Origin of the sequence: Tateyamaria rhodophyticola, from assembly GCF_047777875.1 — a bacterium.
GTDB lineage: Bacteria > Pseudomonadota > Alphaproteobacteria > Rhodobacterales > Rhodobacteraceae > Tateyamaria.
In genome coordinates this window covers 2,957,801-2,984,219 of record NZ_CP180519.1, presented here as the reverse complement: position 1 = coordinate 2,984,219, position 26,419 = coordinate 2,957,801, and the positions used below count along the sequence as shown (strand labels likewise).

The following is a 26,419-nucleotide window of genomic DNA, read 5'->3' as shown; positions in this document are numbered from 1 at the left end:
CCGCGCCCGAGCGACCCGTGTTAGGGTCGGCAGTCCCTGAACCGGAGTGATTCTGCACCCATGCCACGGCTCTTGCCCTTTGCCATCGCCACGCTGACGCCCGCCCTGCTTTTGGCGGCGGCGAGCCTGTGGGGCGGGACATGGGCGGTCGCGGCGGTGCTGGCGATCACGGTGGTCGTGTTTTTCCTCGACAAGATCACGGTTGAGATGCCCGCCGGAGACACCGACGGGCATCGGTTGTCCGAGGTGCTGGGGATTGTGCATTTTGTCCTCTTGGGGCTTGCGGTCTGGGCGATGGGCAGCGCGCTGCCGATGCTGGACAAGGTGCTGATCGTCGTCGGCTGTGGCCTTTATTTCGGACAGATCTCGAATTCGAACGCGCATGAGTTGATCCATCGGCGCGCCCGCTGGGCGTTCCGGCTGGGTGCTGCGAACTATGCCAGCGTGCTCTTTGGACATCACACCAGCGCGCACCGGCTGGTGCACCATGTCTATGCCGCGACGGCGCGTGATCCGGCGACGGCGCGGCTGGGCGAAGGGTTCTGGGCCTATCTGCCACGGACATGGATCGGCAGCTTTCGCGCCGGTCTGCGCGCCGAACGCCAGCGCCGGGACGGCGCGTTCTGGCCCACGCCCTATCGCTGGTATGTCGCCGGTGCCGCGTTGAGCCTCTGCGCTGCCGCTTTGCTTGCGGGCGGGGCCGGTATTGCCGGGCTGATCGCGATCGCGCTCTATGCGCAGATCCAGTTGATGCTGTCTGACTATGTGCAGCACTATGGTCTGATCCGTGCGATTGGGCCGGACGGGCGTCCCGAACCGATGGGCCCGCAGCATTCCTGGAACACGCCGCACTGGTATTCGTCCGCGATGATGTTGAACGCGCCGCGCCATTCGGAACATCATTTGCACCCGGGCAAACCCTTTCCCGCGCTCACGCTGGATGCAGACACCATGCCGATGCTGCCGCGCCCCTTGCCCGTGATGGCGGTGGTGGCATTGATCCCGCCGCTGTGGGGCAAGGTGATGGACCGCCGTGTTGCGGCATGGGCCGCGCGCGCGCAACAGGAGCCAAGCGACACGGCGCTTGCCGCCGAGTGACCGACTGGCGCTGCCCGGTGCGCTCTGGCAGACTGCGCGCATGAAACACCTTCTTCTTCCGCTTGCGCTTTGTGCTGGTCCGCTGTGCGCAGAACCCATGACCGCAGCCGAATTCGAGGCCTATGTTACCGGCAAGACGCTGTTTTACGGACGGTCCGGTGATGCGTATGGCGCTGAAATCTATCATGAAAATCGCCGGGTGACGTGGTCGTTCCTCGATGGGGAATGCAAGGAAGGGTATTGGTACAACGAGGGGCGCAACATCTGTTTCGTCTACGAAGACCGACCCGAGCCGCAGTGCTGGACCTTTGAACGCGGCCCCGGCGGCCTGACGGCCAGGTTTGAAAACAATCCCGAAAGCGAAGCACTCTACGAGGCACAGGATCTCGACCAGGAAATGGTGTGCCTCGGTCCCAAGATCGGGGTGTAAACGCTCAGAACAGCGATCCCTGCTCGGGTGGTTTTGCCGCCGTCTTGCGCGCCGGTTTCCCGCCGCCAAGCGACAGGCGTCCGTCGGAAAACTCGATCTCAAGGCCCGCGGCCTGTTCCGCCGCGGCCTTGCTTGTCACGATGGCGCCACCGCCACGCACCACCGCATAACCGCGGGCCAGCGTTGCCTTGTACCCCAGCGTCTCGCGCAACCGGTCCATGGCATCAATGCGTGCGCGCAGGCTGGTGACCTGAGCCGCGCCGACGCGCGCCATGCGCGCCACCAGACCGGCCAGGTGATCGGCTGCGCGCCTCTGGTCCCGTTGCAGCATCTCGGGGCCAAAGCGCGCGACGCGCGCCTCAAGCTGGTCGCGCCGTTTGGCAGCGGCGCGCTGCAACGCGGGCGCAAGCCGTTGCCCCGCAGCCTGAAGACGCGTCTTGTCGCCCTGCACTTGCCTGCGCAGTGTCGCGGGCCGCAGGCTGCCCGATATGTCGGCCAACCGCACCTTGCGCCGTTGGACACCACCGATCAACGCAGGCCCCAACCGGTCCGCCAGCATGTCGAGCCGTTGCCGCGGCCCTTCGACAAGGCTGTCGGCGCGCGGCAAAGCCCGTTCGAGATCGCGCAACCGTTGCCCGCGCCGCTGCAACCCACCGCTGAGCGCGCCGGTCATCCGCGCCGCCGCGGTGTCGAGCCAGGCCATCAACTCGTGCCGGACCGGCACGGCCAGCTCTGCCGCCGCCGTGGGTGTGGGCGCGCGTTTGTCCGACACGAAATCAATCAGCGTCGTGTCCGTTTCGTGCCCCACCGCTGAAATCAGCGGGATGTCCGAGGCTGCCGCCGCCCGCGCCACCACCTCTTCATTAAAGCCCCAGAGGTCCTCGACCGACCCGCCACCGCGCGCCACGATCAACAGATCAGGCCGCGGCATCGCGCCCCCGGGGGTCAGCGCATTGAACCCCGCGATGGCCCCCGCCACTTCCGGCGCACATGCCGCCCCCTGAACCGCAACGGGCCAGATCAGGACCTTGCGCGGGAACCGGTCCCGCAGCCGGTGCAGGATATCGCGGATCACCGCCCCCGAGGGCGATGTGACGACGCCGATCACCTCCGGCAGATATGGCAAGGGGCGCTTACGGGTGGCGTCAAACAGCCCTTCGGCCTGCAACATCGCCTTGCGCTTTTCCAAAAGCGCCATGAGCGCGCCCATACCCGCCGGTTTCAGATCCTCGATAACAACCTGATATTTCGACTGCCCGGGAAAGGTGGTCAGACGCCCTGTCGCCACGACCTCCATCCCTTCTTCGGGTTGGGTCTGCAGACGGCTTGCCACGCCTTTCCACATCACGCCCGCGATCACGGCGCGGTCGTCCTTGAGATCAAGATAGATGTGCCCAGACCGTGGGCGGCTCACCCGGCCCACTTCGCCCTTGATACGCACATGGGAAAATTCGCCCTCGATCATGCGTTTCACCGCGCCGGAAATCTCCGACACGCTGAATTCCGGTGCATTGCCTGCCTCTGTCGGATCGTCGATCAGGTCCATAACGCTTCCTTGTGCCGCCCTGCCACGCAGCTTAGAACGCGCAGCAACGAAGGCCAAGAAGGGCACGCATATGAACATTCTGATCCTCGGCAGCGGCGGACGTGAACACAGCCTCGCGTGGGCCGTGTTGCAGAACCCGAAATGCGACCGCCTCGTGGTGGCACCGGGCAATGCGGGCATTGCCTTGATTGCCGAATGCGCAGCGCTCGACATCCTCGATGCAGGCGCGGTGGTCGAATTTGTGGATGCCGAAGCGATTGATTTCGTGATCGTCGGTCCCGAAGCACCGCTGGCCGCGGGTGTGGCGGACCGGCTCCGCGATGCGGGCGTTCTGGTGTTCGGACCCAGTGCCGCCGCCGCACAGCTTGAGGCGTCCAAGGCCTTCACCAAATCCATCTGCGATGCGGCCCAGGCCCCCACTGCGGCCTATGGCCATTTCACGGATGCCGCCGCCGCCAAGGCCTATGTCGCCGCGCAAGGCGCGCCCATCGTGGTCAAAGCCGACGGGCTGGCTGCGGGCAAAGGCGTGATCATCGCAGGGACCGTAGCCGAGGCCGATGCGGCCATTGACGACATGTTCGGCGGTGCCTTTGGCGGCGCGGGCGCCGAGGTGGTGATCGAAGAGTTCATGACCGGCGAAGAAGCGTCGTTCTTTGTCCTCTGTGATGGCACAGATGTGCTGCCCATCGGCACGGCACAGGACCACAAACGCGTGGGCGCGGGCGATACCGGCCCCAACACCGGCGGCATGGGCGCTTATTCCCCGGCGCCCGTGTTGACCGACGCGATTGCTGAACGGGCGCTTGATGACATCATCCGTCCCACGATGCAGGAAATGGCTCGGCGCGGCACGCCCTATCAGGGGGTGCTCTATGCCGGCTTGATGATCGAAAACGGCGCACCACGTCTGGTGGAGTACAATGTCCGCTTTGGCGATCCGGAATGTCAGGTGCTGATGATGCGCCTTGGCGCGCAGGCGCTCGACCTGATGCAGGCCGCTGCCGAAGGGGAGCTCACGCGCGCGCGTGTGAACTGGGCCGATGACCATGCGATGACTGTTGTTCTGGCCGCAAACGGGTATCCGGGGGCGTATGACAAGGGCGCGGTGATCGGCGGGCTCGATGACCTGCCCGCCTCCAGCACGCAGATGGTGTTTCACGCTGGCACCACCGCGCGCGACGGTCGGATCACCGCCACCGGCGGGCGCGTCCTGAACGTTACCGCGCGGGGCGCATCACTCGCGGAGGCCGCAGGCCGCGCCTATGACATGGTGGATGCGATTGATTTTCCGGGCGGCTTTTGCCGCCGCGATATCGGGTGGCGGGCGCTCAAGGACTAAGAGATCGGCGGTGCTTCGCAGATCACCGGCCCGTCCACAATGGAGCTGACCCGCTGGATGCTGCGCCCGTCGGCTGTCGCCACCAACAGCCCGTCTTCATGGGTGAACGGGACCCAGCAATGGGTGATACCCGGCGGCTGGTCATCATAGTCGAAACAGACCATCCCGTCGCGCACGAACACGGTGCCATAGGCACAGGAGCCATTGGCGCGCGCCCAAATGGTGCGGTCGCGGCGCACGAACTGTTCGATGCCAATCAGATCGCCAGAGCGGAAATCGACAAATGTCGCGGTTTTGCCCGCCAAACGGTCCAGAAACTGCGCAGGCGTGATGCGCTCCTGCGCCATCGCCGGCAGGCTGCCCAACACGGCCAGCAGCAGAACGATGGACCGGATCACCGGCACGCCATCGCGTCGGCAAAGGCCGCGCGTGATGTGTCCCGGCCCAGGGGGCGCCAGGTGAACCCGGTTGCACCCCACGTCACCACGACAAGCTCGGACCAGTTCGCGGTGGCGAGGAGCATCTCGGGTTCTGCGCCGCAGGTGCGTATGCCCCCGGCAATATCCGCCTCACCGATGCGGTGATTGGTCAATCCGGGCAATGCGGCCACTTCGGTCAACGCCCCATCCGCATAGCGCCAGATCCGCAGCGTCTTGGCGAGATGTGGCCGGTCGATATAGGCCAGCTCAACCGCCCCGTCTCCATCGAGATCGGCGGCTCCCAAGGGTGCCAGCCAACGATTGCGCGTGCCGATATGCGGCGTCTCGGTGATCTTGCCGCCCGCGCCGTAAATGGCCAGCGCCGCACCGGCGGTCACGTCGGCCTCGACCACGACAACCTCGGGCGCACCATCGCCATCAACGTCATGCAAACGCGGCGCGACGTCCTCAAACACATGATCCTGCGGCAGGGTAAAGGTGACGGTCTCGCCACTGTCGAGGGTCAGTTCCAGCGCCCCCCACTCAATCGCGTCGCCCAGAACGGCATGCGCATACCGGGTCGTTGGCTCCGTATACTGCGCACTGGCAATGACGCCGCCCGCTGCCGCCGCGCTGCCTGACCACGCCAGCCACAGGCACGCGGCCTGCACCGCGCCGCGGGCGGACCCGTGCCAGAGGTGCCACAGAAGACGCGGCGCCCCGGCCAAGATCAAATCTGCTTTTCCGGCATCTGCACCACAAGCCCGTCCAGCGCATCCGTCACCTTCAACTGGCAGGTCAGACGCGACCGGGTCTCGTCCGGCTCATAGGCGAAATCGAGCATATCGGTTTCCATCGCATCCTTGCCGGGCAGTTTCTCGACCCAGTCGGGATGCACATAGACATGGCACGTGGAACAGGCGCACGCCCCGCCGCAATCGGCCTCGATGCCGGGAATGTTGTTGTCCCGCGCGCCTTCCATGACCGTCAGGCCGTTGGCAACATCCACCACATGCTCGGTGCCGCCATGTTCGATATAGGTGATCTTGGCCATCAAAAGCCCCTTCCTTACCAGTCCCGCAAAGTTCTAACCCTGCCAAATAGGGCACACCAGCCCCTTTTTCAGGGGCAGGTTTGCACTTTGCCAACGCCCCCAAATGTTCTACTTATGTTCCATGCAGATCCACTCCGCCCCCACACAGACCGCATGGCCCCGCCCGCCCGCCTGCCTGCGCGCGTCCGAACTGGACCTGCCGCCGGTCAACGCACGGGTGGCGGTTGCGGGCCTTGTCATCCTGCGCCAGCGGCCCGGCACGGCCAAGGGCGTCATCTTCCTGACGCTCGAGGATGAGACCGGCGTGGTCAACATCATCGTCTGGCGCCACATCTACGAGGCATTCCGCAGGGCAGTGATCGCGGGCCGGATGTTGCGGGTCACCGGCCGGATGCAGCGCGCGCATAACGTCACCCATGTGCTGGCCGAACAGATCGAGGATATCTCGCATCTGCTGGATCAGTTGCTGGCTGAGGACACCGGGCGCAGCATGGCCGCCGAAGCCCGCACCGAAACCTGGGAAAGCCGCAAAAGCGGCTGAGACTAGGCAGATCGCGCCACCTGCGCTACTGTGCCGCCAAAGCCCACCTCAGAGGCCCGAGCAGAATGCACAGATTTACCCCCGCTGCCGCCATCGCGGCGGCCCTCGCCCTTGGCGCCTGTACCGATATCGGCACGGCCACGCGGTCCAATATCGACCCGGTCTCGCTGGCCTCCGCCCCGCCCGGGGCGGCCCCCGGCACCTGCTGGGACAAGACGGTCAGCCCCGCCGTGGTCGAAACTCAGACCCGGCGCGTGCAATTGCAACCCGCCCAGATCAGCACCGATGGTCGCGTGCAGTCGCCCCCGATCTACAAGACCGAAGAACAGCAGATCGTAATCGAACCGCGGCGCGAAACATGGTTCGAAATCCCCTGCGCCGACGTCATGACCCCCGACTTCATCGCCTCGCTCCAGCGCGCTCTCGCGGCGCGCGGCCATTTCAAGGGACAGATCACCGGCAAACAGGACCTGCGCACCCGGCAGGCCATCCACAGTTTCCAGCGCAGCGAAGGGTTCGACAATCCGACCCTGACCGTCGCCGCCGCCCGCAAGCTCGGCCTGATCGCTGTCCCGATTGCCAACGACGCCTGATCCCAGCCACGCATACGCAAAAGGCGCCCCGCAGGGCGCCTTTTCCATAACGTAGGAGAGGGTCGCAGTTACGACAGGCTCAGCGCCACAAACCGCGGATCACCAGCACGGCGCACCAGCAACAGCAGCGACTTGCGCCCGGCTTCCTTCACCTCTTCGAGGCGCGCCTCGAAATCGGCAATCGTGCCCACCTGCTGCTGGCCCGCTTCGGTGATGACATCGCCGGCGCGCAGGCCCTTTTCAAAGGCCTCCGACGTCTCATCCACATCGGTCACAGCAAGACCAACCTGATCTTCGGCCACGCCCAGCTGCTCGCGCAGCTCGTCTGTCAATGTGCTCAGTGTCAGGCCGAGAACCTCGGCCGTTTCGGGTGCATCCGGTTCCGCCGGTGCAGGCGCTGCCGCAGGCACCGCCCCTTCGGCTTCTTCCCGGCGGCCCAGCGTCACGCGCAGCGTTACCGTTTCACCGTCGCGGAACACGACCACGCGCACCGTCTCGCCCACGGGGCTGTTGCCCACCTGACGGACCAGACCGCGAGTGTCAGCCACATCGACACCGGCAAAGCTCAGGATGACGTCACCGTCTTCCATGCCTGCATCCTTGGCCGGGCCATCCGGCACGGATGTCACCAAAGCGCCGTCCGTGTTGGCAAGTCCAATCGCCTCTGCGATGTCCTCGGTCACGTCCTGGATGCGCACGCCCAGCCAGCCCCGGCGCGTTTCACCGAATTCCTGCAACTGGTCCACGACACGCGTCACCACATTCGACGCCATGGAAAAGCCGATGCCGATGGAGCCACCATTGGGCGACAGGATCGCCGTGTTCACACCGATCACCTCACCATCCATGTTGAACAGCGGACCGCCCGAGTTGCCCCGGTTGATCGCGGCATCGGTCTGGATGAAATCATCATAGCTGCCGGACAGGGCCCGGTTGCGGGCGGACACGATCCCGGCAGACACGGAAAAGCCCTGCCCCAGCGGGTTGCCCATCGCAATGACCCAGTCGCCTACACGGGCGCTGTCACTGTCACCAAAGGGCACGAAGGGCAGCGGGCCGTCGGCCTCGACCTTCAGAAGAGCGATGTCGGTGTTCGGGTCCGTACCAACCAGTTCCGCCTTCAGCTCGTCACCGTTGAAGAATTCAATGTTGATCTCGTCCGCGCCTTCGATGACGTGGTTGTTCGTCACGATGAACCCGTCTTCGGAAATCACAAAGCCGGAACCGAGCGCGGAAGACCGGCGGGGCCGGTCACTCGGGCCATTGCGGTCCTGAAACTCGCGAAAGAAGTCTTCAAAGGGCGAACCTTCGGGCACGATGCCCTGCGGGCCCGTGCGCCCCTCGACCACGGTCGAAGTGGTGATGTTGACCACCGACGGGCTGATGCTCTCGGCCAGTGGCGCGAGGCTTTCGGGGCGGGCCAGTGCGGCCACGGCCTGTACCAGCACAAAGGCCAGCGCGAGCGCGCCCAGCCAAAGCGCGCGTATCATGTTTGGATTGGGAAGCTGTCTCGAAGCGGCGATTGCCTTGGACTGCATCAGGGTATCTCCTGCATCTTTACATTGGGCCTTGCGGCCATCTGCACACATCCTTGCGCGTCTGCGCACAGGGTGCATGTAGGGTTGCATAGGCGCAACATTAAAGATGGAACGCGCGACACATCTTTCAACAGACTGTGAACCCGTTGTGAGCCGCGCGCCTAGGACAGGCCCAGATAGAAGGCACACCAGACGCATATCAGCCCGGACACCAAGGCCAACGCCCCCACCTGCCGCCGCGCGGTTTCGGGCAAGCTGCGCAACACCTCCAGGATACGCTCGATAAGCGAAGGGGCCAGCACATAGGCCAGCCCCTCCACGATCAAAACAAGCCCCAGGGCCAGAAGGATCCACGCCATCAGTCGCCTTCGGCGCTGCGCGACCCTTGATCAGACCGCAGGTAGTTGAAGAACTCGCTGTCCGGTGACATCACCATGGTCGAGTTGCTGCCCTGCAGCGCGCGTTCATAGGCCGTCAGCGACCGGTAGAATTCAAAGAATTCCGGGTCTTCGCCAAAGGCCGAAGCAAAGATCGCGTTACGGCGGGCGTCGGCCTCACCGCGGATGATCTCCGCCTGACGTTCCGCGTCCGACGTCAGCTCCACCACGGTCCGGTCGGCTTGGGCGCGCACACGCTGCGCCGCCTCGTTACCGCGGGCGCGTTCGTCGGTGGCTTCGCGCTCACGCTCTGCGCGCATCCGTTCGAAGGTCGCGTCAAGGTTTTCCGGAGGCAGGTCGGTGCGCTTGAGGCGCACGTCCACCACTTCGATGCCCAGAGCGCGCGCTTCGGCGATCGCACCGTTGCGGATGCGCAGCATCAGCGCGGCCCGGTCCGAGCTCAGGATGTCGTTGGACGTCACAGACCCCAGCACTTCGCGCAGTTCGTTCCGCAAAATACCGTCGATGCGGCGTTCGGCAGATTGCTCGCCGCCTGTACCAACAGCCTGGCGGAACTGGTTCACGTCAACGATGCGGTAGCGTGCGAACGCGTCCACAACCAAACGACGATCATCGAGCGGTGTGACCTCAAGCGGTTCCACATCACGGCTCAGGATCCGGTCGTCATAGCGCACGACCTCCTGGATCAGCGGCACCTTGAACGCCAGCCCCGGCTCTTCCTTAATGTCGACCACGCGACCAAATTGCAGCACCAGCGCTTTTTCACGCTCGTCCACGATATAGAGCGAGCTGAGGCCAAGCGCGCCCAGCACAACAAGGATCGGGATCAGATAAGTGGAACGACGCATCAGTTCGACCCTCCTGTTGCGCCGCGGCGCAGTTCATTCAGAGGCAGGTATGGCACAACGCCCTGCCCGCCGGCACCGCCACCGTTCTCGTCCAGAATGATCTTGTCGATCCGGCCCAGAACGTTCTCCATCGTCTCAAGATAGAGACGCTTGCGCGTCACCTCGGGTGCCTTGGAATATTCCTCCAGAACGGCGGAGAAGCGGGACGCTTCACCCTCGGCCTGGTTGACCTGTTGGGCGCGGTAGGCTTCGGCCTCTTCCAGCAGCTGTGCCGCCTGACCACGGGCCTCGGCCAGCACACGGTTGGCATAGGCATCGGCCACGTTTTGAAGACGGTCACGTTCCTGTTCCGCAGCCTGCACGTCACGGAAAGCGTCGATCACTTCCTGCGGCGGGTCGGCCTTGTCAAAGTTCACGCGGATGATGTTGACGCCCGCGTCATAGCTGTCGAGCGTGCTCTGGATCAGCTCCTGCAGACGTGCGGCGATGGATCCGCGATCCCGGTTCAGGATCGGTGCCAGATCGGATTGCGCGATAATCTCACGCATGGCCGATTCCGAAACGGCGCGGATCGTCGGGCGCGCGTCGCGCAGGTTGAACAGGAACTTGTCCGGCTCGGTGATGTTCCAGACCACCTGGAAATCAATGTCGACCACGTTTTCGTCCCCGGTCAGCATCAGCCCCGCATCGCCCCCACGACCGCCTACACCGATTTCTTCGGTTTGTTCGCGGGTGACGGGGATGACCTCTGCGGTGACCACGGGCCAGGGCGCAAAGTTCAGACCGGGATTGCCGACGGACGAAAACTCGCCCAGGAACAGCTCAACCGACTGTTCTTCGGGCCGGACGGTGTAAAAGCTCGCCATGCCCCACAGGACCAGGCCGATCACGGCGGCAATGCCCACCGTGCCACGGGTCAGGAACGGACCTGCGCCGCCCCCGCCGCCTGCACCACCACCGGCGCCGCCGCCGCCACGACCGCCCATCAGGACGCGCAGCTGTTCCTGGCCTTTCTTGACCAATTCATCAATCTCGGGGATCTGCGGACCGTCGTCGCCGGGTCCACGCCCGCCGCCGCCATTGCCGCGACCGGGGCCGCGCGAACCATTGTCGCGTCCGCCGCCGTTGCCGCCGGAATTACCGCCACCCCCCCAGGGGCCGCCCGTGTTGCCAGCCATATGGTGTATGTCTCCTTTTGATCGCGCAGCATGTGCTGCGCCTTAGGCCCGTACTTGTGTGTTTCGTGCCGAAAATCAAGCAGTCCGCATCGGTGTTCTCATGGTGACGATCTCTTCGGACATGGTCGGGTGCACCGCCACGGTCCGGTCGAAATCCTCTTTGGTTGCGCCCATTTTGATTGCAACGCCCGCCAGCTGGATCATCTCGCCCGCATGTGGTGCGACGATGTGACAACCCAGAACCTTGCGGCTTTGCTTGCTGACAATCAGTTTCATGAGCACCCGGTCGGACCGGCCGGCAAAGGCGGTTTGCATCGGCCGGAACGAGGTGCAGAAGATCTCGACCTCTTCCTGATCGCGCGCCTGCTCTTCGGTCAACCCGACGGAGCCGTATTCGGGCTGCGTGAACACCGCCGAGGGGATCAGTTCGTGATCCACCTTGGTGGGGTTGTCCTTGAACACGGTTTCGACAAACGCCATGCCCTCGCGGATCGCAACAGGGGTCAGGTTCACGCGGTTGGTCACATCCCCCACCGCATAGATGCTGTCCACGTCCGTCTTGGAATAGTCGTCCACGATGACCTCACCGCGACGGCCCAGTTTGACGCCCGCATCTTCGAGCCCCATGTCATCCGTGTTTGGCGTGCGGCCCGTGGCGAAGAGCACGGTGTCGAACACCCGCTCGCGCCCGTTGGTGGCCTTGACCCAGATCGGCCCACCGCGGGACGGGTCGGCGGCATCGCGGGTCTGCTCCGTCAGAATGTTGCTTTGTTGCGCGGAAGCGCCCATGGCGGCATCGGAATCGGTGGGGCGTGCGCCATCATCCACGTCCGCCGCCAGCCGCATTTCCACGATATCGGTGCCGGTGTGCACGTCGATGCCCCGTTCGCGCATGGCTTCGGCAATCAATCCGCGCGCTTCGTCGTCAAAACCGCGCAGGATCTGCGCGCCCCGGTAATATTGCGTCACCTCGACACCCAGCCCGTGCATGATGCAGGCAAATTCGCAGGCGATATAGCCGCCGCCGATGATCAGAATGGACTTGGGCAGGCTTTCGAGGTGAAAGATGTCATCCGACACGATGCCGAGATCCGCATTGGGCAGGTCGGGCCGCACGGGCCGCCCGCCATTGGCCAGAAGGATGGTCTTGGCCGTCTTGGTCTCACCCGTCGACAGCTCGACCGTATGCGCGTCCTTGATGCGCGCGCGCGCATCGAACCGCTCCACCCCCGAATTGTCGAGCAGCGATTTGTAGACGTCTTCGAGCCGGTTCAATTCCGTATTGAGGTGGTCGCAGAAGCTGCGCCAATTGAACGTGCCGGGCTTGATGTCCCAGCCATATCCCGCAGCCAGGTCCGGCATGTGCGAGAATTCGCTGGCAAAGACCATCAGCTTTTTTGGCACACAGCCGCGGATCACGCAGGTGCCGCCATAGCGGTCCTCTTCGGCCAACGCGACCTTGGCGTCAGCCTCGCCCGCCGCGACCCGTGCCGCGCGCACACCACCCGAGCCGCCCCCGATCACAAAGAGGTCGTAGTCGTAATCTGCCATGATCAGGCTTCCTTATTCTGCGAGATCCGTAAACAGGTTATCCGTTTCGACAAAGTCGAGACGGTCCTGTTCCACAGTGCCTTCGTTGATGTCGCGTATTTCGACCCGGCCATCGCCATAGCCAATGACAACCGCGTCACAAATATCGATGAACAGGCCGTTTTCAACCACACCCGGCATCTGGTTGAGCACGAGGCTCAGCTGCCGGGGGTTGCCGATCCGTTGCAGATGCAGGTCGAGAATGTGGTTGCCCTCGTCCGTCATAAAGGGCCGGTCACCGTTCATCCGAAGGGTCGACTGACGGCCCAGAACGTCCATGGAAATAAGCGTTTCCTCGACCAGCGCCTGCGTGGTTTGCCAGCCGAAGGGGATCACCTCTATGGGCAGCGGGAACGACCCCAGATGTTCGACCTCTTTGCCGATGTCGGCGATCACCACCATTTGATCGGACGCGGTCGCCACGATCTTCTCCTGAAGGAGCGCGCCGCCCCCGCCCTTGATCAGGTTCAGGTCGCCATCGAACTCGTCCGCGCCATCAATCGTCAGGTCCAGCCACTTGGCCTCATCCAGGGATATGACGTCGATGCCCATCTCGCGGGCCAGATCCGCCGTGCGCGTGGACGTGGGCACGCCCTTGAACCGCAATCCGCCGTCACGCACCTGCTCGCCCAGGCACCGCACCAGCCATGCGGCCGTCGATCCGGTGCCAAGGCCCACGCGCATCCCGTCCTCGACATAGTCTGCGGCGCGCTTGGCGGCGACGAACTTGGCCTTGTCGATGGGCGACAGTTCTCCGGACATGGGCGGGCGACTCCTTCACGTGCTGCTGCGCTTATACGCAGCCCCGCCGCGCGTTGCGACCCCCAAGGGCGCGAATTGCGCCCGGCACCCGCGTCACATCAGACCGGCGCGCCCAGCAAGGCCATCGCCTCAAGCACCTCATCCAGCATCACGAAACCGTCACCATCAAGGTCAAAACCGATCATCGCCCGCATGACCGCCGTCGCCTCTGCGCTCATGCCCGCCCGCGCCACGGCATTCGCATGCGCGCGCAGCTCACCCCAGCTGGCCGTGCCGTCGCGGTCCACATCCGCCGCCCTGTGCCAGACCAAAAGCCGCCCGCGCATCGTCGCGGACGCCGCCGACAGCAGCACATCCAGTTCGGCCCGCGTCACCGCGAGATCATCGTTCAAATCCGCCTCCAGCAGGCGCCGCATTTCCCGCGCGCGCAGGCGGGCGCGTTCGGCGGCGATGGCGGTTTCGATATCGTCGGCGGACAACCCGCGCACCGAGCCATAGCCCAGGATCAACCCCGCCGCCTCTTGCACAAACGCCTCGGGCCGCGCGCGCATCCGGTGCAGGGTCGCACCGGGGGTCTGCGCCACAAGCGTATCGACCAGCGCCTGCCCCGCCACATCCTGCGCAAAGCCCGCGCGCCACGGCATGGCACAGGCCAGCACCGACAACAGAACCAGAATCCATCGCATGGCCAATCCTCCTGCCCCAATCCAAGCGCAGAAAAGTAAAGACCGGCTTAACCATGGCCCATTCTCCGGCCATTTGGTCGTTTTGAGACATCGCGCCAGCGCGCCGCCGCGATACACAACTGCATGAGCTATGTTTTGCACTATGCGCCTGACAACGCGTCCCTGATCATCCGCCTTGCGCTGGACAGCATCGGCGCGCCGTATCGGACGGTTCTGGTGGACCGCGCGCAAAATGCACAGCGCAGCGCAGCCTACCTGCGCCGCAACCCCAACGGTCTGATCCCGACGCTCGACACGCCGGATGGACCGATTTTCGAGACGGGTGCCATCCTGCTCTGGCTCGTGGACAGGCACGGCGCGCTTGGCCCCCGCCTGGATGATCCGGGGCGGGCCGACTTTCTCAAATGGTTGTTTTTCTGCGCCAACACCGTGCACCCGTACCTGCAACTGCTGTTCTATCCCCACAAACTGGTGGGCGATGATGCGTCGCTGCGCGCCGCTGTCACGGACGGTGCGGCGCGCGGGATATGCCGCCATCTTGATACGCTTGAGGCCGCGGCAGGCACGGCTTTCGGCACCGATACGCTGACCGTGATCGACATGTATCTGGCGGCGATGCTGCGCTGGTGTGCGATCTACGGTCCCGACGACCGCACGTGGTTTCGCCTTGCCATGTGGCCGCGCCTGCACCACATCTGCACCCGCATGGACGCGGCACAAGCCACAACCATCGCCCAGACCGCCGAAGGGCTGGGTCCGACACCGTTCACCGCGCCCACGCGCCCCAATCCACCCGAAGGATCGGCCCTCTAGAGATGTTCCTGTCCGTTTTCGAGATGTTCAAGGTCGGCATCGGCCCTTCTTCGTCCCATACGATGGGCCCGATGGTGGCTGCCGCCCGCTTCCTCCACATGATGCGCGCGTCGCCGTTCCAGTTCGCAGGCGTGCGGGCGTCCTTGCACGGCTCGCTCGCCTTTACCGGCGTGGGGCATGCCACGGACCGCGCGACGGTTCTGGGGCTGGCGGGGTTTGTGCCGGACACCTACGACCACGCACAGGCCGAAGAGACGCTTGCCCGGCTGGCCGAGACCAGAGTGATCGAGGTGGACGGCCTGCCGCCGCTGTCCTTTGACCCGAAATCGGATCTCACGTTTGACTACGACACGCCGTTGACCGGGCACGCCAACGGGATGATCCTGATGGCCACCGACGCACAGGGCGATGTCACCCTGCGGCAGGTGTTCTATTCTATCGGCGGCGGCTTTGTGATGACCGAAGAGGAGCTGGCCGCGGGCAAGGCCACGGACGAGGGCGCGCCCGTTCCCTACCCGTTCAAGACCGCCGCCGAGATGCTGGAGATGTCCGCAGCCTCCGGCAAATCCATCGCCGAGATGAAGCGTGCCAATGAAATCTCGCGCAACGGCGATCCGCATCTGAAGTCGGGGACAAAACGGCTCTGGCAGGTGATGAACGATTGCATCGACCGCGGCCTGACGACGGATGGCACACTGCCCGGTGGTCTGCACGTCAAACGGCGGGCCAAGGGGATCTATGACAAGCTGATGGAAGAGCGCGGCATGAACCTGACCGCGCCGCACACCATCAACGACTGGATGAGCGTTTATGCCATGGCCGTGAACGAGGAGAACGCCGCCGGTGGCCAGGTTGTCACCGCCCCCACCAACGGGGCCGCGGGCGTTCTGCCTGCGACCTTGCGCTACTACCTTGATCACGTGCCCGGCGCGTCCGAGGCCCATGTGGAGGATTTCCTGCTGACCGCCGCTGCGATTGGCGGGCTGGTCAAGTTCAACGCCTCCATCTCCGGGGCCGAAGCCGGGTGTCAGGCCGAGGTCGGCAGCGCCGCCGCAATGGCCGCCGCGGGCCTGTGCGCCGTGATGGGCGGCACCCCGCAGCAGATCGAGAACGCCGCTGAAATTGCGCTCGAACATCACCTCGGCATGACATGCGACCCGGTGAAGGGGCTGGTTCAGGTGCCCTGCATCGAACGCAACGGTCTGGGTGCGATCAAGGCGGTGTCGGCCGCCTCGCTCGCCCTGCGCGGTGACGGCACGCACCTTGTCCCGCTTGATGCGTGCATCGAAACCATGCGCCAGACCGGGGCCGACATGAGCGAGAAGTACAAGGAAACATCGCTGGGCGGTTTGGCGGTCAACGTGCCCAACTGTTGACCCCTTCCCACCTCATCAGCGTAATTTCGGCAAACTGACGCGAATGCGCATCAGTACGCACGTAAAGGTTTGTTGCCAAAAGACCTGCAATCAGTAGCGTGCGGTCATGTCTCAAGACAAGCCACTGCTCGGTGTGATCCTGATGCTGGGATTCTGCGTTGTTGCCCCGATGGGCGACGCGGTGGCCAAGCTGCTGGGTCAGTCGGTGGCGCTGGGGCAGCTGCTGTTCATCCGCTTTGCCGTTCAGGCCGCCGTGCTGATCCCGTTGGTGTGGGCGACCCGCCGGATGTGGCGGATGCGCGGTCGGGTTCTGCGGCTGACGATTTTGCGCACCGTGCTGCATATCTTTGGCATCGGCGCGATGTTCTCCGCCTTGCAATACCTGCCGCTCGCCGATGCGGTTGCCATCGCCTTTGTCATGCCGTTCCTGATGCTGCTTCTTGGTAAATTCGTTCTGGGGGAAGAGGTCGGATCCCGCCGCCTTTGGGCCTGTGTGGTGGGGTTCATCGGCACGTTGATGGTGGTCCAGCCCAGCTTTGCCGAGGTTGGCTGGCCCGCGCTTTTGCCGCTGGTCGTGGCGGTGAACTTTTCCGTGTTCATGCTGGTCACGCGCCAGATTGCCCGCGAAACCGACCCAGTGGGCCTGCAAGCGGTCAGCGGTGTGATGGCGGTGATCATCATGGGCCCGCTCCTGCTGCTCACACAATCGAGCGGCATTGATGCGCTGGTCCTGAAAACGCCCGACACGGTGGAATGGAGCCTGCTGCTGGCCATCGGGCTGCTGGGCACGCTGGCGCACCTGCTGATGACCTGGTCGCTGCGCTATGCGCCGTCGGCAACGCTTGCGCCGATGCAGTATCTGGAAATTCCGGTGGCCACCGTGATCGGGCTCATTGTCTTTTCGGACTTTCCCAACGGTCTGGCGCTGGTCGGTATCTGCGTCACGATCGCGGCGGGTCTTTATATTGTGCTGCGCGAGCGGGCCATCGCCCGGCTGGAGGCGCGGGCACCAGCGCCTGTATAAGGTGCGGCAACTGCGCCACCGGCAGCATGATCAGCATATGCGGTGCATCCACCGTGATCTCGACCGGGCCCGTGGCCGCATTGGACGTCCCGATTTGTGTGAGCGGGCCAAACGCCAAACCGTCAATCGGCCACTGCAACCCGGATGAGCGCCCTGTGACAGGTCCCATGGGAAAAAGCGACACGACATCCCCCGCCTGCGTCGGCAAAGTCAGATGCGGCGGGCACAGACAGGTCAGCTCATCCTCACTGATCAGGATGCAAGGTCGGTCCGGATACTTGGTCAGGACGTAGAGCACCGCCAGTTGGTGGTCGAGCCGCGCCCCCGTGAACCCAACCGCCAGCACAAGTGGCGCCGTGATGTGGCGCAGTGCCTTGTCGAAATCGGTGCTGTCCTGCTCCGCGATATGGTGGAACCGGTCCGCGGGGACTGCCTGCCGCACATCTTGCGGCAAGCTATCAAAATCCCCGATGACGGCGTCCGGCACAAGGCCCGCCTCGAGCACGAGCGCCACGCCCCCATCCGCCGCCACACAGGTCGGCGCATAGGAAATCGTGTCCAATAAAAGCGCGACAGAGGCATTGCCACCGCCGACAAGCGTAACTGCTTCAAATTTGTCAACAATGCTTGTCGTCATCGGGCATTAATGCATTCTTGGGAAACAAATCACAATGTCGCCTCGAAATGATACCTTACCCGGCACAGATTCGGGCCGCTTTGGTCCGCACTTGCGCGCTATGACCACGGTCGCAAATCGGCAGAGGACGAGCAACCGATGATGAGTAACAATAAAATTCTGACAGTTTCCTACGGTACGTTCTCGTGCACGTTGGAAGGATTTGACGACAGTTTTGGCACCATGAAGGCGATTGCGGAATATTTCCGGGATCTCGCCTCCGATGACAGGTATTTCGGGGCAGAACCGCCCGTGCCAGACGCTGAGATGTTGGCGCGCATTGCCGAACGTGAGATTTCGCGCCGGGTCGAAGCCCGCGAACAGGAAGGCCGCATCGTGCTGAGCGCGGAGCCGGACGCAGCGGCCCCCGCCGTGGCGCCCGCCGCCATCGCCGCCGCCGCACCCGTGGTGGCCCCCGCCCCTGCCCTCGCTGAAGCGGCCGCAGAGGACGCGGCACCGGTTGACGCTGAAGAACCAGCTGTCGTTGCCGAGGAGAGTGTGGCGGAGGCGCCAGAAGTCGCTGAGCCCGCGCCGGAATACGTCAGTGTTGATGAAGCGGAACCGCAAGAGGCCGTGGCAGAGGTCATCGAAGAGACCGTGGACGACGCCGACGCCAAAGCAGCGCCCGACATGGGTGACGACGCGCCAGGCGCAGACGCCGCCGAAGTGGACCTCGATGCCCTGATGGCGTCGGTTGAGGCGCAGGATGACGACGAAACGCCCGAACCCGTTGCCGAAGCAGAGACGGCAGAGGCGTTCTTTGCAGACAGCGAAGATGCCCAGCCGGAAGCGGAAGCCGAGGTCGAGGCCGAAGAGACAGGTGCCGAGGCAGATGTTGTTGAGGCAGAAGCGCCCGTGGCCGCAGACAGCATCGCCGCGAAACTGCAACGCATCCGCGCCGTTGTCAGCCAAAGCCAGGACGCTGCGGAAAAAGACGAGATGTTCGAAGACGAACATGCCGAACCTTTCACCACAAAGGCCGCAAGCGACGAGACCCCGGAAATCGCCGACATCGTCGCCCCTCAGGACGATGCGTCTGATGCGGATGTTCTGGCGGATGTCGTGGCCGACATCGAAGACATCGCAGAAGACGAAAGTGTCGAAGACACGGGTGGCGACGACATCGCCGACATCCTCGCCCGGTATGACACCGCACCAGAGGACGATGCAGCGCCGGAAGAGGACGCAGCGACGGAAGAAGACGCATCGCATGATGACGCCGAAGCACTCGAAGACGCCCCGTCACAGGATGCAGAGACCGACACCCCGGACATAATGGGTGCGGACAGCCTTGCCGATGATCTGGACGTTGACCTGCACGGTGACGACAGCGCCGACAACCTCTTTGATGAGGCCGATGCGCCTGAAACCGACGCGGCTGAGCCAGCCGCACCGCGCCGCGCCCGCATCATCAAGGTGAAGCGTGCCGATATCGACGCGGCCATTGCCCAGGGCCAGATCGAAGAAGTGGTCGAGCCCGAGGACACCCAGCCTGCGTCCAGCCTGTCCGCATCGGAAGAAGCGGAACTGCAAGCCGAGCTTGACGCCGTCGCGGCCGAACTGCCGGGCGCAGACGCTGTGGAGAGCGAGGCCGAAGAGGCGCCAGAGGCCATCACCGACGAGGCCACAGCCGAAGAGCAAGCGCCTGTGAACGACGACGACGTCTCGCGCCTGATGGCCGAGGTCGACAACCAGATGGAAGAACCCGAAGGGTCAAGCCGTCGCAACGCGTTCCAGCATCTCAAGGCTGCCGTAATGGCGAAAAAGGCGGATCAGGGTCTGGGCGACGACGCCGAAAAGGACGAAGGCGCGTTCCGCTCCGACCTCGCGTCCGTCGTCATCCCGCGCCGCCCTGCGGCCCCCACCACAGCCCGCGGTGAACGCCCAAGCGCCGAGCGGCCCGCACCGCTCAAGCTCGTTGCTGAGCAACGGGTGGACGTGGAAAGCGCCAAGCCAAGCGGCCCTGTGCGCCCGCGCCGCGTCGCGCAAGCGGATGAACCGCAGGCCGCAGACCCGATGGAAGGCGGTTTTGCCGACTATGCCAGCGAAATGGGCGCACACAGCCTGCCTGACCTGTTGGAGGCGGCCGCAAGCTATCTCAGCTTTGTGGAAGGGCATGACCAGTTCTCGCGCCCGCAGCTCATGACCAAGGTGCGTCAGGTCGAGAAAGAGGATTTCAGCCGCGAAGACGGGCTGCGCTCCTTTGGCCAGTTGCTGCGTGCCGGCAAGATCGAAAAGCGCAAAGGTGGCCGGTTCACCGTGACGGGCGACATCGGCTATCGCCCCGACGAACGCGCGGCGGGCTGATCCGCCCCACCCGAACGCAAAAAGGCGGCGCCCAAACGGTGCCGCCTTTGTCGTTCAGCCACCAAGGCATCGGGCCTCAGGACCCGTCCGGATCCGGCTGTCCGATCCCCTTGAACACGGCCTTGAGCGGAAACGCCCAGATCACGCCCAGCCCGATATAGACCAGCAGTTCCACAAGGATCGACGGGCGTTCGAACAGCGCCACAAGGTTTACCGCCACGATAATGTAAAGCGGCACCCCGACGATCAGCACCAAAAGGGCCAGCCGTTTCCGTGTCTTGTATCGCAGCGCCATGCGCCCTCCTCAGTCAGCAAATGGATCGCGGACCAGGATGGTATCCTCGCGTTCCGGCGAGGTGGAAAGTAGGGCGACCGGGCAGTCGATCAACTCCTCGACCCGGCGCACGTATTTGATGGCATTGGCGGGCAGATCAGCCCAGCTGCGCGCGCCTTCCGTGGATTCGGTCCAGCCGGGCATGTCCTCGTAAATCGGCGTGCAGCGCGCCTGGCTGTCTGCCGCCGTGGGCAGGTAATCCATACGCACCCCGTCAAGTTCGTAGCCCACGCAAATGCGCAATGTCTCGAACCCGTCCAGCACATCCAGTTTGGTCAGGGAAATGCCGTTCACGCCAGAGGTCGCGCAGGTCTGGCGCACAAGGCACGCATCGAACCAGCCGCAGCGCCGCTTGCGCCCCGTGGTGGTGCCAAATTCGTGCCCCCGCTCCCCAAGACGCTGTCCATCCGCATCTTCCAACTCTGTCGGAAATGGCCCCTCGCCGACACGGGTCGTGTACGCCTTGACGATGCCCAGCACGAAATCAATGCTGCCCGGTCCCATGCCGACGCCCGTCGCGGCCTGCCCGGCGATCACGTTGGACGAGGTCACGAACGGGTAGGTCCCGAAATCAATGTCGAGAAGCGCGCCCTGCGCCCCCTCGAACAGGATGCGCTTGCCCGCCTTGCGCGCCTCATTCATCACCTTCCAGACCGGAGCGGCGTATTCGAGAATGGCCGGTGCGATCTCCGACAGCTTGGCCAGCAAACCGGCACGGTCGACCGGCTCCAGTCCCAGCCCCCGCCGCAACGCATCGTGATGCACAAGCGCCCGGTCCACCCGAAGCTCCAGCGTGGCCTGATCGGCAAGGTCAGCGACGCGCACGACGCGGCGACCCACCTTGTCCTCGTAACACGGGCCAATGCCGCGCCCGGTGGTCCCGATCTTGGCCACTGAATTCTGCGCTTCACGCGCCCGGTCGAGCTCGCCATGGATCGGCAGGATCAGAGGTGTGTTCTCGGCAATCATCAGGGTCTCGGGCGTGATTTCGACGCCCTGCGCGCGCAATGTCTCGATCTCCGACACCAAATGCCAGGGGTCGAGCACGACCCCATTGCCAATCACCGACAGCTTGCCGCCCCGCACCACACCCGAAGGCAGCGCGTGCAACTTGTAGACCTCACCATCGATCACCAGCGTGTGCCCGGCATTGTGCCCGCCTTGAAAGCGCGCGATCACATCCGCCCGCTCGCTCAGCCAATCGACAATCTTGCCTTTGCCCTCGTCGCCCCATTGTGCGCCGACAACCACCACATTGGCCATGCTCGAGCCCTTTCGATGAAAACCCGCGCCGGTATAGCGATCCGTCCCCGAGACGCAAACCGTTAGTTTCTTCTGGCTCAAAATACCACCGCCGGAGGCTCCGACGGTTGAACCCGAACGGACGGTGGGTCATGAACAGGGCCACGAGACGACAAGGGACCGCAAACAGATGGGCTTTTTCCTGCGATGGGTGTGCGCGTTTGCGCTGCTTTCGGCGACCTACAACCCGACGCCTTACAATTACGTCATCTGGACCGCGCAGAACGGGGCGCAGAACCTGTCTGTCGCCGTCCTGCTCGGTCTGCTTCTTCTGGTCGGGTACATCATCTATCTGCGCGCGACGCTCAGGTCGATCGGCGGGTTTGGCATGGCACTGATTTTGTCGATTGTGGGCGCGATCCTGTGGGTGCTCTACGATCTGGGTTTGCTGAACATCGACAATCGGAATTTCAACACGTGGCTCGGCCTGTTGGCGTTGTCATTTGTGCTGGGGATCGGCTTGAGCTGGAGCATCGTGCGCCGCCGCCTGTCAGGCCAAACCGATGTGGACGACGTAGACGAATGACATTTGTGGTTGTTCGAAGCAGACTGCGGGCGCGCATGTAAAGGAGCGCTCGCTGGGCGCCAGCACCCAAACACAGCTTTCTTGGGGGCCAGCCCCCAAACACAGCTTTCTTGGGGGCCAGCCCCCAAACCCCGGGATTTTCTGGAACAGAGACAGGGATTACGGCAGCCGCACAGGATGCCCGTGCGGTGTGTGCAGATACGCGGCGCGCCATGCCTCTGTCAGCTGTGCAATCTCTGACGCGTCGGCAGTGCCAAGTTCGGTCAGCAAGGCCTCGAGTGTTTCGAGCCATGCGGCGAAATAGTCGTCGCCGCCATTGAGATCAGACGCCTTGCTGTGGGCGCGCAACGTCGCACCAAAGCGCGCGGCCCAGTCCGGCCAGGTGAAATGCCCCGCCTCGTTGAGGTGCACGGTCAGCGCAAAGAGTTGCGCGTGCCACGGCGCTTCGAATGCGGGCTCGGGCCTCATCGACGGCTCAAGTAGCTTTGCCAGAGGTCAGCGACCACTTCGTCCCCGGCGTGTTCGGCATGGGCCCAAAGATCGCCCGCGCGAAACGCAACCGCATAAAGCGGCTCTGGCGCTTCGCCCGCACCATGCGCGTTGCTGTCGGGCAGGACGTGGGTGCCGTGGTGGCGCACCACTGTTCCGACAGCCCCCGCGATGTATCCCGGCAGGCGGGTATGCCCGCCAGGCACATCCATGTTCTCCGCGTGGGCCCGCACTGCGACCCTGTCACCAAGGGCAAAGATGGGCGCAGGCCCGCCTGTCCGTGTCGCGGGGCCGCCGCGCGCCAGAACGCCCGCGACCGCATCCGCCGCCAGCCGTTTGTCCGCCAGTGGCGACACCCCATCCGCCTTCCCGCTTTGCAGCTCGGCGCGGGTCAATGCACCCGTCTCCACGAGAAGATCCGCCAGCGCGGCCAGCCATTTTTCGTAATATGTAAACCGCGCATAGTCCGTGGGCTTCAGCCCTTCGCGCCGGTGCCGCGAGACATCAATGTTCCACAGGCCCAAAGTGCCGCAGGCCAGCGTGATGGCCAGCGCGCGCGGATGCCAATCGGCGTGGAATTTCACCGCTTCGGCTTCGGGCACAACCGGACCATCGCCAAACCGTCCCCCCATGTCGTGCACGCGGGTCATGACAGCACACCGCAGCCGATCATGGCGTCGCGCGTCACCAGTGCCTGTAGCGCAGCTTCGTCCAATCCATCGGTGTCCGGGGGCCGTTGCGGCAGCACCAGATACCGGACCTCCGCCGTCGAATCCCACACGCGGACCGTCGTCGCCTCCGGCAGGGTCACACCGAATTCGGCCAGCACCTTGCGCGGCTCACGCACCGCGCGGGCCCGGTAGGCGTCGGATTTGTACCATCCCGGCGGAATGCCCAGGAGCGGCCAGGGATAGCAAGAGCACAGCGTGCAAACGACCATGTTGTGCACAGCATCCGTGTTTTCCACCACGACCATATGTTCGCCTTGCCGCCCGTAATATCCCATGTCGGCCAACACCGGGTCTGCATCCTCCAGAAGTGCTGCCTTGAATGCGGGATCGTGCCATGCCCGCGCCACGACATGCGCCCCATTCTTGGGGCCGATGCGATTTTCATACGTGTCTATGATTTCGTCGAGCGCTGCGGGATCGATCAACCCCTTGTCCGTCAGAAGCGTCTCGAGCGCCTTGACCCGCAGCGCGGGGTCGGACGGCAAAAGGGTGTGCGGGTGGTCATCGTGACTGTGATCATGTGGCATTTCGATACCCTGCGCATCACCGCACGCAATGTCCAGCACCTGTGCCCTTGCCCCCTCTGACAAACTTGCATAGATACCGCGCATCGCGCAGCAAAGGTGCCCAAAGCCTCCATGGAAAACGTCGTTCTGATCATCCACCTGATCCTCGCCCTCGGCCTTGTGGCCGTGGTTCTGTTGCAGCGCTCCGAAGGGGGCGGTCTGGGTATGGGTGGCGGCGGCGGTGCCGCAACGGGCCGGGCCCCCGCGACAGCGATGGGTAAGGTGACCTGGATCCTGGCCATCGCGTTTATCATCACCTCGATCACCCTGACGATCATGGCCGCACGCAACGCGTCCGGGACGTCCGTGATCGACCAACTGGGCATCACACCGCCGGCACAGAATGCACCGGCCGATGATCTGGTGCCCCCGGGCGGCGACCTGTTGCCACCCAGCACCGATGACACCGGCCCGCTGGTGCCATCGGCCGACTGATCGCGGTCAAACGACCAAAATATTGAGGTCTGCATAGATTTTGCCGCAACATCGTGTTGCGGCATCCTTGCCCCTTGAGACCGAATCCTGCTACACTGGTGTCCCGTGGGGTGCGCAATTTGCGCGGCTCATATCCGGGCGTCAGGCCTGAGAATACCACGGGAGACTGCTGAACATGGCGCGCTATATTTTCATCACCGGTGGGGTTGTCTCCTCCTTGGGCAAGGGCCTTGCCTCTGCCGCTCTGGGCGCGCTGTTGCAGGCGCGCGGATTTTCCGTCCGCTTGCGCAAGCTGGATCCGTATCTGAACGTCGATCCCGGCACGATGTCGCCCTTTGAACATGGCGAGGTTTTTGTCACCGATGATGGGGCCGAAACCGACCTCGACCTTGGTCACTATGAACGGTTCACGGGCGTTGCCGCGCGCAAGACCGATTCCGTTTCGTCGGGCCGCGTCTACTCCACCGTGCTCGAAAAGGAACGGCGCGGCGATTACCTCGGCAAAACGATTCAGGTCATTCCCCACGTCACCAACGAGATCAAGGATTTCATCGGCATCGGCGATGATGAGGTTGATTTCATGCTGTGCGAGATCGGCGGCACGGTGGGCGACATTGAGGGGCTGCCGTTCTTCGAAGCCATCCGACAGTTTTCGCAGGATCAGCCGCGCGGGCAGTGTATCTTTATGCACCTGACCCTGCTGCCCTATATCAAGGCGTCGGGCGAGCTGAAGACAAAGCCGACGCAGCACAGCGTGAAGGAACTGCGCTCCATCGGGATCGCGCCCGATATCCTTGTCTGCCGGTCCGAAGGGCCAATCCCCGTGAAAGAGCGTGAAAAGCTGGCGCTGTTCTGCAACGTGCGCCCCGAAAGCGTGATCGCGGCGCAGGACCTCAGCACGATTTACGATGCACCTCTGGCCTATCACCGCGAGGGGATGGATCAGGCGGTGCTTGATGCGTTCCAGATCTCGCCCGCCCCGAAACCCGATCTGAGCAAGTGGGAAGACGTCAGTGACCGCATCCACAACGCCGACGGCGAGGTCAAGGTCGCCATCGTCGGCAAGTACACGCAGCTGGAAGACGCCTACAAATCCATCGCCGAGGCCTTGACTCATGGCGGCATGGCCAACCGTGTCCGGGTCAAGGTCGAATGGGTCGATGCGGAATTGTTTGATCGCGAAGACCCGGCCCCGCATCTCGAAGGCTTCCACGCGATCCTCGTGCCCGGCGGTTTTGGAGAGCGCGGCACCGAAGGCAAGATCAAGGCCGCGGAATTCGCGCGCACCCGCAAGGTGCCCTATCTCGGCATCTGTCTGGGCATGCAGATGGCCGTGATCGAGGCCGCGCGCAACACTGCCAACCTCAGCGATGCCGGGTCCGAGGAGTTCGACCACGAGGCCGGGAAAAAACGCTTCACGCCGGTCGTGTATCACCTCAAGGAATGGGTGCAGGGCAATCACAAGGTTGAACGCAAGGTCGAGGATGACAAGGGTGGGACAATGCGTCTGGGCGCATACGACGCCGTATTGTCCGAAGGATCCAAGGTGGCCGAAGTCTATGGCCGCACCGCGATTGATGAGCGCCACCGCCACCGGTACGAAGTCGATATTACGTACCGCAAGCAACTCGAAGAGGCGGGGCTGCGGTTCTCGGGCATGTCACCGGACGGACGCTTGCCTGAAATTGTGGAATGGCCGGACCATCCGTGGTTCATCGGGGTTCAGTTCCACCCGGAGCTCAAGTCGAAACCCTTCGCGCCGCACCCCCTGTTCCAGGATTTTGTGCGGGCCGCACGGGATGTCTCGCGCCTGGTCTGAA

Annotated in this window: 29 protein-coding genes; 12 read left to right on the top strand and 17 right to left on the bottom strand. The window is 63.9% G+C overall.

What is annotated here, in order from left to right; all coding sequences use genetic code 11:
- Positions 1-60 precede the first annotated feature (60 nt).
- Positions 61-1,098: an alkane 1-monooxygenase gene (locus ACERHN_RS16235; protein WP_415920062.1), complete on the top strand. Its 1,038-nt coding sequence runs from the start codon at positions 61-63 to the stop codon at positions 1,096-1,098.
- Between the two features lie 97 nt (positions 1,099-1,195).
- Positions 1,196-1,528: a hypothetical protein gene (locus ACERHN_RS16230; RefSeq protein ID WP_415920061.1), complete on the top strand. Its 333-nt coding sequence runs from the start codon at positions 1,196-1,198 to the stop codon at positions 1,526-1,528.
- A gap of 4 nt (positions 1,529-1,532) precedes the next feature.
- Here the strand turns inward: ACERHN_RS16230 and xseA are convergent, their stop codons facing one another.
- On the bottom strand, positions 1,533-3,074 hold the full coding sequence (xseA, locus tag ACERHN_RS16225) for an exodeoxyribonuclease VII large subunit (RefSeq protein ID WP_415920060.1): 1,542 nt from the start codon (positions 3,072-3,074) through the stop codon (positions 1,533-1,535).
- 70 nt (positions 3,075-3,144) lie between these two features.
- On the opposite strand from xseA, the gene purD reads away from it, so the two are divergent.
- The gene (purD, locus tag ACERHN_RS16220) at positions 3,145-4,413 is read left to right on the top strand and encodes a phosphoribosylamine--glycine ligase (RefSeq protein ID WP_415920059.1); all 1,269 of its coding nucleotides are present in this window, start codon (positions 3,145-3,147) and stop codon (positions 4,411-4,413) included.
- Here purD and ACERHN_RS16215 read toward each other — a convergent pair.
- Genes ACERHN_RS16215 through ACERHN_RS16205 form a run of 3 tightly spaced genes read right to left on the bottom strand, consistent with a single transcriptional unit; the run spans position 4,410 to position 5,886 of the window.
- Positions 4,410-4,811 carry a hypothetical protein gene (locus tag ACERHN_RS16215; RefSeq protein ID WP_415920058.1) on the bottom strand — a complete coding sequence of 134 codons (402 nt, stop codon included), beginning with the start codon at positions 4,809-4,811 and terminating at the stop codon, positions 4,410-4,412. The two genes, purD and ACERHN_RS16215, sit on opposite strands and share 4 nt — an antisense overlap.
- Complete coding sequence (locus ACERHN_RS16210) at positions 4,808-5,560, bottom strand: FG-GAP repeat domain-containing protein (RefSeq protein WP_415920057.1); 753 nt, start codon at positions 5,558-5,560, stop codon at positions 4,808-4,810. The genes ACERHN_RS16215 and ACERHN_RS16210 overlap by 4 nt, the downstream gene beginning before the upstream one ends.
- A 2-nt stretch (positions 5,561-5,562) precedes the next feature.
- Positions 5,563-5,886, bottom strand: a complete 324-nt coding sequence (locus ACERHN_RS16205; RefSeq protein ID WP_415920056.1) for a 2Fe-2S iron-sulfur cluster-binding protein — start codon at positions 5,884-5,886, stop codon at positions 5,563-5,565.
- Between the two features lie 121 nt (positions 5,887-6,007).
- On the opposite strand from ACERHN_RS16205, the gene ACERHN_RS16200 reads away from it, so the two are divergent.
- Together ACERHN_RS16200 and ACERHN_RS16195 are read left to right on the top strand one after the other, a co-directional pair.
- Positions 6,008-6,427, top strand: coding sequence for an OB-fold nucleic acid binding domain-containing protein (locus ACERHN_RS16200; protein WP_415920055.1), 420 nt, complete (start codon positions 6,008-6,010; stop codon positions 6,425-6,427).
- Positions 6,428-6,492: 65 nt separating this feature from the next.
- Entirely contained in the window at positions 6,493-7,020 is a 528-nt protein-coding gene (locus tag ACERHN_RS16195) for a peptidoglycan-binding domain-containing protein (RefSeq protein WP_415920054.1), read from the top strand.
- A 68-nt stretch (positions 7,021-7,088) separates the two neighbouring features.
- On the opposite strand, the gene ACERHN_RS16190 is transcribed toward ACERHN_RS16195, so the two are convergent.
- The 7 genes from ACERHN_RS16190 to ACERHN_RS16160 form a co-directional block, all read right to left on the bottom strand.
- Complete coding sequence (locus ACERHN_RS16190; protein ID WP_415920053.1) at positions 7,089-8,558, bottom strand: Do family serine endopeptidase; 1,470 nt, start codon at positions 8,556-8,558, stop codon at positions 7,089-7,091.
- 161 nt (positions 8,559-8,719) lie between these two features.
- Positions 8,720-8,917, bottom strand: a complete 198-nt coding sequence (locus ACERHN_RS16185; RefSeq protein ID WP_415920052.1) for a DUF2065 domain-containing protein — start codon at positions 8,915-8,917, stop codon at positions 8,720-8,722.
- Positions 8,917-9,804: a protease modulator HflC gene (gene hflC / locus ACERHN_RS16180; RefSeq protein ID WP_415920051.1), complete on the bottom strand. Its 888-nt coding sequence runs from the start codon at positions 9,802-9,804 to the stop codon at positions 8,917-8,919. Before hflC ends, ACERHN_RS16185 begins: the two co-directional genes overlap by 1 nt.
- Complete coding sequence (gene hflK, locus ACERHN_RS16175; protein WP_415920050.1) at positions 9,804-10,982, bottom strand: FtsH protease activity modulator HflK; 1,179 nt, start codon at positions 10,980-10,982, stop codon at positions 9,804-9,806. Before hflK ends, hflC begins: the two co-directional genes overlap by 1 nt.
- 75 nt (positions 10,983-11,057) lie before the next feature.
- A complete protein-coding gene (locus ACERHN_RS16170) occupies positions 11,058-12,533 on the bottom strand; it encodes an FAD-dependent oxidoreductase (RefSeq protein WP_415920049.1) in 1,476 nt (491 codons plus the stop codon).
- A gap of 12 nt (positions 12,534-12,545) precedes the next feature.
- Complete coding sequence (gene rpiA / locus ACERHN_RS16165; RefSeq protein ID WP_415920048.1) at positions 12,546-13,334, bottom strand: ribose-5-phosphate isomerase RpiA; 789 nt, start codon at positions 13,332-13,334, stop codon at positions 12,546-12,548.
- Positions 13,335-13,432: 98 nt separating this feature from the next.
- Positions 13,433-14,020, bottom strand: a complete 588-nt coding sequence (locus tag ACERHN_RS16160; RefSeq protein WP_415920047.1) for a hypothetical protein — start codon at positions 14,018-14,020, stop codon at positions 13,433-13,435.
- Positions 14,021-14,143: 123 nt separating this feature from the next.
- Here ACERHN_RS16160 and ACERHN_RS16155 point away from each other — a divergent pair, with 123 nt between their 5' ends.
- From ACERHN_RS16155 to ACERHN_RS16145, 3 genes are all read left to right on the top strand, one after another.
- On the top strand, positions 14,144-14,833 hold the full coding sequence (locus tag ACERHN_RS16155; RefSeq protein ID WP_415920046.1) for a glutathione S-transferase family protein: 690 nt from the start codon (positions 14,144-14,146) through the stop codon (positions 14,831-14,833).
- Between the two features lie 2 nt (positions 14,834-14,835).
- Positions 14,836-16,209 (top strand): L-serine ammonia-lyase, encoded by a 1,374-nt coding sequence (locus ACERHN_RS16150; protein WP_415920045.1) that lies wholly within the window; start codon positions 14,836-14,838, stop codon positions 16,207-16,209.
- 106 nt (positions 16,210-16,315) lie between these two features.
- Positions 16,316-17,233 (top strand): DMT family transporter, encoded by a 918-nt coding sequence (locus tag ACERHN_RS16145; protein WP_415920044.1) that lies wholly within the window; start codon positions 16,316-16,318, stop codon positions 17,231-17,233.
- On the opposite strand, the gene ACERHN_RS16140 is transcribed toward ACERHN_RS16145, so the two are convergent.
- Complete coding sequence (locus ACERHN_RS16140; RefSeq protein WP_415920043.1) at positions 17,151-17,870, bottom strand: thiamine diphosphokinase; 720 nt, start codon at positions 17,868-17,870, stop codon at positions 17,151-17,153. The genes ACERHN_RS16145 and ACERHN_RS16140 overlap by 83 nt on opposite strands.
- A 138-nt stretch (positions 17,871-18,008) precedes the next feature.
- On the opposite strand from ACERHN_RS16140, the gene ACERHN_RS16135 reads away from it, so the two are divergent.
- A complete protein-coding gene (locus ACERHN_RS16135) occupies positions 18,009-20,216 on the top strand; it encodes a hypothetical protein (protein WP_415920042.1) in 2,208 nt (735 codons plus the stop codon).
- A gap of 76 nt (positions 20,217-20,292) precedes the next feature.
- Here ACERHN_RS16135 and ACERHN_RS16130 read toward each other — a convergent pair whose 3' ends face one another.
- Complete coding sequence (locus ACERHN_RS16130; protein ID WP_415920041.1) at positions 20,293-20,511, bottom strand: DUF2842 domain-containing protein; 219 nt, start codon at positions 20,509-20,511, stop codon at positions 20,293-20,295.
- A 9-nt stretch (positions 20,512-20,520) separates the two neighbouring features.
- Positions 20,521-21,813 carry an adenylosuccinate synthase gene (locus ACERHN_RS16125; protein ID WP_415920040.1) on the bottom strand — a complete coding sequence of 431 codons (1,293 nt, stop codon included), beginning with the start codon at positions 21,811-21,813 and terminating at the stop codon, positions 20,521-20,523.
- A 169-nt stretch (positions 21,814-21,982) separates the two neighbouring features.
- Between ACERHN_RS16125 and ACERHN_RS16120 the strand changes: the two genes are divergently transcribed.
- A complete protein-coding gene (locus tag ACERHN_RS16120; RefSeq protein ID WP_415920039.1) occupies positions 21,983-22,378 on the top strand; it encodes a DUF6524 family protein in 396 nt (131 codons plus the stop codon).
- 159 nt (positions 22,379-22,537) lie between these two features.
- Here the strand turns inward: ACERHN_RS16120 and ACERHN_RS16115 are convergent, their stop codons facing one another.
- From ACERHN_RS16115 to nthA, 3 genes are read right to left on the bottom strand one after another with little or no spacing between them, the layout of a single operon-like run.
- Positions 22,538-22,846 carry a nitrile hydratase accessory protein gene (locus tag ACERHN_RS16115; protein ID WP_415920038.1) on the bottom strand — a complete coding sequence of 103 codons (309 nt, stop codon included), beginning with the start codon at positions 22,844-22,846 and terminating at the stop codon, positions 22,538-22,540.
- Positions 22,843-23,517, bottom strand: coding sequence for a nitrile hydratase subunit beta (gene nthB / locus ACERHN_RS16110; RefSeq protein WP_415920037.1), 675 nt, complete (start codon positions 23,515-23,517; stop codon positions 22,843-22,845). Before nthB ends, ACERHN_RS16115 begins: the two co-directional genes overlap by 4 nt.
- Positions 23,514-24,125: a nitrile hydratase subunit alpha gene (gene nthA, locus ACERHN_RS16105; RefSeq protein WP_415922755.1), complete on the bottom strand. Its 612-nt coding sequence runs from the start codon at positions 24,123-24,125 to the stop codon at positions 23,514-23,516. Before nthA ends, nthB begins: the two co-directional genes overlap by 4 nt.
- Before the next feature lie 111 nt (positions 24,126-24,236).
- Between nthA and secG the strand changes: the two genes are divergently transcribed.
- Together secG and ACERHN_RS16095 are read left to right on the top strand one after the other, a co-directional pair.
- Entirely contained in the window at positions 24,237-24,599 is a 363-nt protein-coding gene (gene secG, locus ACERHN_RS16100; RefSeq protein ID WP_415920036.1) for a preprotein translocase subunit SecG, read from the top strand.
- A 175-nt stretch (positions 24,600-24,774) separates the two neighbouring features.
- A complete protein-coding gene (locus ACERHN_RS16095) occupies positions 24,775-26,418 on the top strand; it encodes a CTP synthase (RefSeq protein WP_415920035.1) in 1,644 nt (547 codons plus the stop codon).
- Position 26,419 lies beyond the last annotated feature (1 nt).

Coding starts and splice junctions, on each gene's coding strand:
- ACERHN_RS16235 (WP_415920062.1), top strand. CDS start 61: ATGCCACGGCTCTTGCCCTTTGCCATCGCCACGCTGACGCCCGCCCTG.
- ACERHN_RS16230 (WP_415920061.1), top strand. CDS start 1,196: ATGACCGCAGCCGAATTCGAGGCCTATGTTACCGGCAAGACGCTGTTT.
- xseA (WP_415920060.1), bottom strand. CDS start 3,074: ATGGACCTGATCGACGATCCGACAGAGGCAGGCAATGCACCGGAATTC.
- purD (WP_415920059.1), top strand. CDS start 3,145: ATGAACATTCTGATCCTCGGCAGCGGCGGACGTGAACACAGCCTCGCG.
- ACERHN_RS16205 (WP_415920056.1), bottom strand. CDS start 5,886: ATGGCCAAGATCACCTATATCGAACATGGCGGCACCGAGCATGTGGTG.
- ACERHN_RS16200 (WP_415920055.1), top strand. CDS start 6,008: ATGCAGATCCACTCCGCCCCCACACAGACCGCATGGCCCCGCCCGCCC.
- ACERHN_RS16195 (WP_415920054.1), top strand. CDS start 6,493: ATGCACAGATTTACCCCCGCTGCCGCCATCGCGGCGGCCCTCGCCCTT.
- ACERHN_RS16190 (WP_415920053.1), bottom strand. CDS start 8,558: ATGCAGTCCAAGGCAATCGCCGCTTCGAGACAGCTTCCCAATCCAAAC.
- ACERHN_RS16185 (WP_415920052.1), bottom strand. CDS start 8,917: ATGGCGTGGATCCTTCTGGCCCTGGGGCTTGTTTTGATCGTGGAGGGG.
- hflC (WP_415920051.1), bottom strand. CDS start 9,804: ATGCGTCGTTCCACTTATCTGATCCCGATCCTTGTTGTGCTGGGCGCG.
- hflK (WP_415920050.1), bottom strand. CDS start 10,982: ATGGCTGGCAACACGGGCGGCCCCTGGGGGGGTGGCGGTAATTCCGGC.
- ACERHN_RS16170 (WP_415920049.1), bottom strand. CDS start 12,533: ATGGCAGATTACGACTACGACCTCTTTGTGATCGGGGGCGGCTCGGGT.
- rpiA (WP_415920048.1), bottom strand. CDS start 13,334: ATGTCCGGAGAACTGTCGCCCATCGACAAGGCCAAGTTCGTCGCCGCC.
- ACERHN_RS16160 (WP_415920047.1), bottom strand. CDS start 14,020: ATGCGATGGATTCTGGTTCTGTTGTCGGTGCTGGCCTGTGCCATGCCG.
- ACERHN_RS16155 (WP_415920046.1), top strand. CDS start 14,144: ATGAGCTATGTTTTGCACTATGCGCCTGACAACGCGTCCCTGATCATC.
- ACERHN_RS16150 (WP_415920045.1), top strand. CDS start 14,836: ATGTTCCTGTCCGTTTTCGAGATGTTCAAGGTCGGCATCGGCCCTTCT.
- ACERHN_RS16145 (WP_415920044.1), top strand. CDS start 16,316: ATGTCTCAAGACAAGCCACTGCTCGGTGTGATCCTGATGCTGGGATTC.
- ACERHN_RS16140 (WP_415920043.1), bottom strand. CDS start 17,870: ATGACGACAAGCATTGTTGACAAATTTGAAGCAGTTACGCTTGTCGGC.
- ACERHN_RS16135 (WP_415920042.1), top strand. CDS start 18,009: ATGATGAGTAACAATAAAATTCTGACAGTTTCCTACGGTACGTTCTCG.
- ACERHN_RS16130 (WP_415920041.1), bottom strand. CDS start 20,511: ATGGCGCTGCGATACAAGACACGGAAACGGCTGGCCCTTTTGGTGCTG.
- ACERHN_RS16125 (WP_415920040.1), bottom strand. CDS start 21,813: ATGGCCAATGTGGTGGTTGTCGGCGCACAATGGGGCGACGAGGGCAAA.
- ACERHN_RS16120 (WP_415920039.1), top strand. CDS start 21,983: ATGGGCTTTTTCCTGCGATGGGTGTGCGCGTTTGCGCTGCTTTCGGCG.
- ACERHN_RS16115 (WP_415920038.1), bottom strand. CDS start 22,846: ATGAGGCCCGAGCCCGCATTCGAAGCGCCGTGGCACGCGCAACTCTTT.
- nthB (WP_415920037.1), bottom strand. CDS start 23,517: ATGACCCGCGTGCACGACATGGGGGGACGGTTTGGCGATGGTCCGGTT.
- nthA (WP_415922755.1), bottom strand. CDS start 24,125: ATGCCACATGATCACAGTCACGATGACCACCCGCACACCCTTTTGCCG.
- secG (WP_415920036.1), top strand. CDS start 24,237: ATGGAAAACGTCGTTCTGATCATCCACCTGATCCTCGCCCTCGGCCTT.
- ACERHN_RS16095 (WP_415920035.1), top strand. CDS start 24,775: ATGGCGCGCTATATTTTCATCACCGGTGGGGTTGTCTCCTCCTTGGGC.